Annotated in this window: 6 protein-coding genes; 5 read left to right on the top strand and 1 reads right to left on the bottom strand. The window is 73.5% G+C overall.

All coding sequences use genetic code 11. The annotated features are described in order from the left end of the window. The first annotated feature begins 341 nt into the window (after window positions 1-341). The 5 genes from proB to H7965_RS28570 all read left to right on the top strand — a co-directional run bounded on the left by proB (window position 342) and on the right by H7965_RS28570 (window position 4,786). On the top strand, window positions 342-1,487 hold the full coding sequence (proB, locus tag H7965_RS28590) for a glutamate 5-kinase (RefSeq protein WP_186773911.1): 1,146 nt from the start codon (window positions 342-344) through the stop codon (window positions 1,485-1,487). 224 nt (window positions 1,488-1,711) lie between these two features. Continuing rightward, on the top strand, window positions 1,712-2,977 hold the full coding sequence (locus tag H7965_RS28585; RefSeq protein WP_186773910.1) for a glutamate-5-semialdehyde dehydrogenase: 1,266 nt from the start codon (window positions 1,712-1,714) through the stop codon (window positions 2,975-2,977). A gap of 88 nt (window positions 2,978-3,065) precedes the next feature. After that, window positions 3,066-3,692: a nicotinate-nucleotide adenylyltransferase gene (locus tag H7965_RS28580; protein WP_456308213.1), complete on the top strand. Its 627-nt coding sequence runs from the start codon at window positions 3,066-3,068 to the stop codon at window positions 3,690-3,692. A gap of 128 nt (window positions 3,693-3,820) precedes the next feature. Next, window positions 3,821-4,306 (top strand): ribosome silencing factor, encoded by a 486-nt coding sequence (gene rsfS, locus H7965_RS28575; RefSeq protein WP_229682854.1) that lies wholly within the window; start codon window positions 3,821-3,823, stop codon window positions 4,304-4,306. 12 nt (window positions 4,307-4,318) lie between these two features. Further along, complete coding sequence (locus H7965_RS28570; protein WP_186773907.1) at window positions 4,319-4,786, top strand: 23S rRNA (pseudouridine(1915)-N(3))-methyltransferase RlmH; 468 nt, start codon at window positions 4,319-4,321, stop codon at window positions 4,784-4,786. Here H7965_RS28570 and H7965_RS30585 read toward each other — a convergent pair. Beyond that, the coding region (locus H7965_RS30585) for a hypothetical protein (RefSeq protein WP_222440875.1) at window positions 4,783-4,999 on the bottom strand (217 nt) is incomplete at its 5' end. The genes H7965_RS28570 and H7965_RS30585 overlap by 4 nt on opposite strands.

Genomic DNA, 4,999 nt, shown 5'->3' with positions numbered 1-4,999 from the left:
CGGCCTGCTGGTCACCTACGACACCGGCGGCGACAGCGTCTTCCTGGCGCATGTCACCAAGATCGCCGCGGCGGACATGCTCTTCGCCTGAACCCGGCAACCGAGACGGGCCGCACCGGCCCGTCTCAATGGCCGGGCGGTTTGCGCCGCAAAGCCTGGCTGGGCGCCACTCGGCGCGGCGCCCGTTCGGACGCTCGGCATGAAGGGAACATTCATGCCGCTGGGTTGAGCCTGTTTGGCCCGGGCACACTCTATATATATGGTAGAGAGTAGGGATGGGGCGCCACCGCAGGGTGGCGCCCTTTTCCATGCCTGCCCGTCGCATGCTATGCGCCGCCGTCATGGATGCAGCAGCGGCTTCGGCGCCGGTCATCCCGCAACTGCGGGAAGCCCGGCGGGTGGTGGTGAAGATCGGCTCCGCCCTGGTGGTGGAGGAGAAAACCGCGACGCCGCGCGCCGCCTGGCTCGCCTCGGTTGCCGCGGATGTCGCCGCCATGCGGGCGCGGGGAACGGAGGTGGTGCTGGTCTCCTCCGGCGCGATTGCCCTGGCGCGGCGGATGCTCGGCCTCACCCGAAAGAAGCTGCGGCTGGAGGAGAAGCAGGCCGCCGCCGCGGTTGGCCAGATCCGCCTGGCCGGGGCCTGGCAGGCGGCGCTCTCGGGGCATGGACTGGCGGCGGCCCAGCTGCTGCTGACCCTGGAGGACAGCGAGGACCGCCGCCGCTACCTCAATGCCCGCGCGACGCTTGGTACCCTGCTGGAGCTCGGCTGCATCCCGGTGATCAACGAGAACGACACCGTTGCCACCACCGAGATCCGCTTCGGCGACAACGATCGGCTGGCCGCCCGCGTCGCCGAGATGACCGGCGCGGATGCGCTGGTGCTGCTGTCCGACATCGACGGCCTCTACACCGCCGATCCGCGCAACGACCCCGCCGCGGCGCATCTCCCGGTGGTGGAGCGGATCACCGACAGCATCATGGCCATGGGGGGCGAGCCGCCGCCGGGCTACAGCTCTGGCGGGATGCGCACCAAGCTGATCGCCGCCCGCATCGCGACGGGCGCGGGCTGCGCCATGGCGATCGCCCTCGGCAAGCGCGACAACCCGCTGCGGGCGATCGAGGAAGGCGCCCGCTGCAGCTGGTTCCTGCCGGCGCCCGAGGGCCGCACCGCCCGCAAGCGCTGGATCGCCGGCTCGCTGGCGCCGCTCGGCTCATTGCTGGTCGATGCCGGTGCCGCCCGCGCCCTGGCGCGGGGCTCCTCCCTGTTGCCGGCCGGGGTGCGCGGGGTGGAAGGGCAGTTCCACCGCGGCGATCCGGTGAGCGTGCGCGACGTGGCGGGGCGGGAGCTGGCGCGTGGCCTCTCCGCCTATGATGCGGAAGATGCGCGGCGCATCGCCGGACATCGCAGCGAGCAGATCGAGGCGATCCTCGGCTGGCGCGGCCGGGATGAGATCGTGCATCGCGACGATCTGGTGGTGCTGGGGTAGCGCACCGCTGAACCGGGTGCTGGTGGGCGCCAGCGAGCCGGCGGTGCGGCTTCACCATGGGGGCGGCGGGCTGGCCGGCCAGCCGCATCTCTTCCTTATCATTGGCGCGGCTTGCGGGGGGGCCTGCGGGCGAGGGGTGGACGGCTTCGGGCCGAGCCCGGACGGGATCATCCGCTTTGCCGGGCTGCGTGCGCCGCGCTAAGCCTCTTCGCAGGAGCACCCGCATGAACGCCATCACCGACCCCTCCGCCGCCCTGATCGAGACCGCCGCCCGCGCCGCCAAGGCTGCCGCGGCCGAACTCGCCCGGGCGCCGCGACCGGCGAAGGATGCGGCGCTGCGGGCGGCGGCCGCCGCGCTCCGGGCCACGGCCCCGGCGATCCTCGCGGCCAATGCCGAGGATCTGGCCGCCGCGCCCGATCTCTCCGCCGCCTTCCGCGACCGCCTCACCCTGACCCGGAGCCGGATCGAGGCCATGGCGGCAGGGCTTGAGGAAATGGCCGAACTGCCCGACCCGGTCGGCCGCGTGCTGTCGGAATGGACCCGGCCCAATGGCCTCCTCATCCGCCGGATCGCCCAGCCGATCGGCGTCATCGGCATGATCTTCGAGAGCCGGCCGAACGTCGCCGCCGATGCCGCCGGCCTTTGCCTGAAATCCGGCAATGCGGTGATCCTGCGCGGCGGCCGGGAATCGCTGCGCAGCGTCGCCGCCATCCACGCCGCCATGGTCGCCGGGCTGCGCGAGGCCGGGCTGCCGGAGGCCGCGGTGCAGGTGGCGCCCACCGCCGACCGCGCGTTCGTCGGCGCCATGCTGCGCGCCGCCGGCCTGATCGACCTCATCATCCCGCGCGGCGGCAAGGGCCTCGTCACCCGGGTGATGGAGGAGGCGCGGGTGCCGGTCCTCGCCCATGCCGAGGGGCTCTGCCACACCTATGTCCACGCCGCCGCCGAGCCGGAGATGGCCCGCGCCATCCTGGCCAATGCCAAGATGCGCCGCACCGGCGTCTGCGGCGCCACCGAGACGCTGCTGATCGACGCCGCCATCGCGCCCTCCCTGCTGCCGCTGCTGGTCGCCGATCTCCGGGCCCTCGGCTGCGACTTCCGCGCCGATGCGCGGGCCCGCGCCGTCTGCCCGGAGCTGCCGGCCGCCTCCGAACAGGATTTCGCCACCGAATGGCTGGACGCCATCCTCTCCATCGCCGTGGTGGATGGGGTGCCGGCGGCGCTCGACCACATCCGCCGCTACGGCTCGGAGCATACCGAGGCGATCGTCACCGCGGATGCGGCGGCGGCGGCGGAGTTCCTCAACGGGCTGGCCTCGGCGGTCGGGCTGGTGAATGCCTCCACCCAATTCTGCGACGGCGGCGAATTCGGCTTCGGCGCCGAGATCGGCATCGCCACCGGCCGGCTGCACGCGCGCGGGCCGGTGGGGTTGGAACAGCTCTGCACCTATCGCTACCATGTCCTCGGCACCGGTCAGACCCGCCCCTGACCCAGCCGCAACGGCCTGCCCAAGGCCGCGGAGGACCAGACGCCGTGACCTGCCCGCCTGCCCCGCCCTTGTCGGCGGCGCTCCGCTGATCGCCGCCCCCGGCCCGCGGGGCGATGACCGGCGGCAGCGGATCGGCCTGCTCGGCGGCAGCTTCAACCCGGCTCATGCGGGGCACCGGCATGTCGCGGAGCAGGCGCTCAGGGCGTTGCGGCTGGACCAGGTCTGGCTGCTGGTCTCGCCCGGCAACCCGCTGAAGCCGAGGCGCGGCATGGCGCCCTTCGCCGAGCGCCTTGCCTCCGCCGCCGCCATCGCCGGCGACGACCCCAGGATCCTGGCGACCGATGTCGAGGCCCGGCTCGGCACCCGCTACACCGTGGATACGCTGGCGCTGCTGGCCCGGCGCTTTCCGCGCGCCCGCTTCGTGCTGCTGATGGGCGCCGACAACCTCACCCAATTGCCGCGCTGGCGGCGCTGGCGGGAGATCGCCCGGACCACCCCCATTGCGGTGCTGCCGCGGCCGGGCGAGACCCGCCGGGCGCTGTCCGGCCGGGCGGCGCATTGGCTGGCGCGCTGGCGCCGGCCGCCGGGGGCGCTGCTGGCGGCGCCCCCAGGTGCAGCCGATGCCGGGGCGCATGCCCCCTGGTGCCTGGTCCCGGCGCGGGAACACGCCGCTTCGGCCACCGCGATTCGAGCGGCGCGGGCCGGCATGCGATAGAGTGCATCATGACAGGCAAAGAGGAGGCGGCTATCGCGCGCACGCCGAAGGCCCCCGCGGGGGATGAGACCAGCCCGGCCCGGCGCCGCAGCACCGCGGCGAAGCCGGCGGCACCCAGGGCGACGCCGGTGAAGGCGGCGAAGCCGAAGCCCACGGCCACCGGGGCCGAGCCCGCGACCCCGCGCAAGCGCCAGGTCGCCGCCGGCCCGGATGCCGCGCCGAAACCCCGCCGTACCCGGCGGGTCAAGGCCTCGCCGGACCGGCTGGAGGAGCTGGTCACCGCTGTCCGCAACAGCCTTGAGGATGACAAGGCCGAGGATATCCTCGTGCTGGACGTCGCCGACCGGGCCAGCTTCACCGACCGGATGATCATCGCCACCGGCCTCGCCGACCGGCAGATCCAGGCGATGGCGGACCACCTGGAGGATGCGCTGGAGAAGGTCGGTCTCAAGCTGAACCGCAGCGCCATCCAGGCCTCGCCCGACTGGGTGCTGATCGATGCCGGCGACCTGGTGGTGCATCTGTTCAAGCCCGAGGCGCGGGCGATGTACGCGCTGGAGCGCATGTGGGGCCCGGATTCGCCGCACGGCGAGGGCGGCACCGGCACGGCCTGAGGCCAGCCGGCCATGAAGCCGGCCCGGCTCATCGCCATCGGCCGGCTGAAGCCGGGGCCGGAGGCGGCGCTCTTCGCCCAGTACAACGCCCGGCTGCGGCCGCCGCTGGCGGTGACGGAACTGCCCGAGGCGCGCGGCGGCGCCGCCGAGGTGCGGCGCCGGGAAGCCGCCGCCATCCTCGCCGCCCTGCCGGAGGCGGCGCTGTTGATAGCGCTCGACCTCGGCGGCACGGCGCCGACCAGCGAGGCACTGGCGACGCTCGCCGAGCGCTGGGAGGCGGCGGCGCGGCCGCTGTGTTTCGTCATCGGTGGCGCCGAGGGCCTGGATCCCACGGTGCTGGACCGCGCGGCGCACCGCCTCTCGCTCGGCCCCCTGACCTGGCCGCATTTCCTGGTGCGCGGGCTGCTGGCGGAGCAATGGTACCGGGTGCAGGCGATCCGCGGTGGCCATCCCTACCACCGGGCCTGGCGGCCAGGTTAGAGCGGATCGCCGCAGTGCGGCACGCCCGGATGCGTGCACCCGCTCTGCAAACACGTGGCGGCAGCGGATTGGCGTTCAGACATGAACATGCATTGTTGAAACCCTGTGGTGGGCGACCTGAGGAGCATCAGGTTGTGGGTGAGGACCCGCAGGATGATTTCGCGCGCCTGCGCGGCACCGCTGCGAGCGCTCAGAGCCGAGCCGAGGCGTCGT

The organism is Siccirubricoccus deserti, assembly GCF_014283215.1.
Lineage (GTDB): Bacteria > Pseudomonadota > Alphaproteobacteria > Acetobacterales > Acetobacteraceae > Siccirubricoccus > Siccirubricoccus deserti.
This window is presented reverse-complemented; position numbering and strand designations above follow the sequence as displayed.

Excerpts from the sequence above, each read along its gene's own strand:
- proB (WP_186773911.1), top strand. The coding sequence starts at position 342 with ATGGATGCAGCAGCGGCTTCGGCGCCGGTCATCCCGCAACTGCGGGAA.
- H7965_RS28585 (WP_186773910.1), top strand. The coding sequence starts at position 1,712 with ATGAACGCCATCACCGACCCCTCCGCCGCCCTGATCGAGACCGCCGCC.
- H7965_RS28570 (WP_186773907.1), top strand. The coding sequence starts at position 4,319 with ATGAAGCCGGCCCGGCTCATCGCCATCGGCCGGCTGAAGCCGGGGCCG.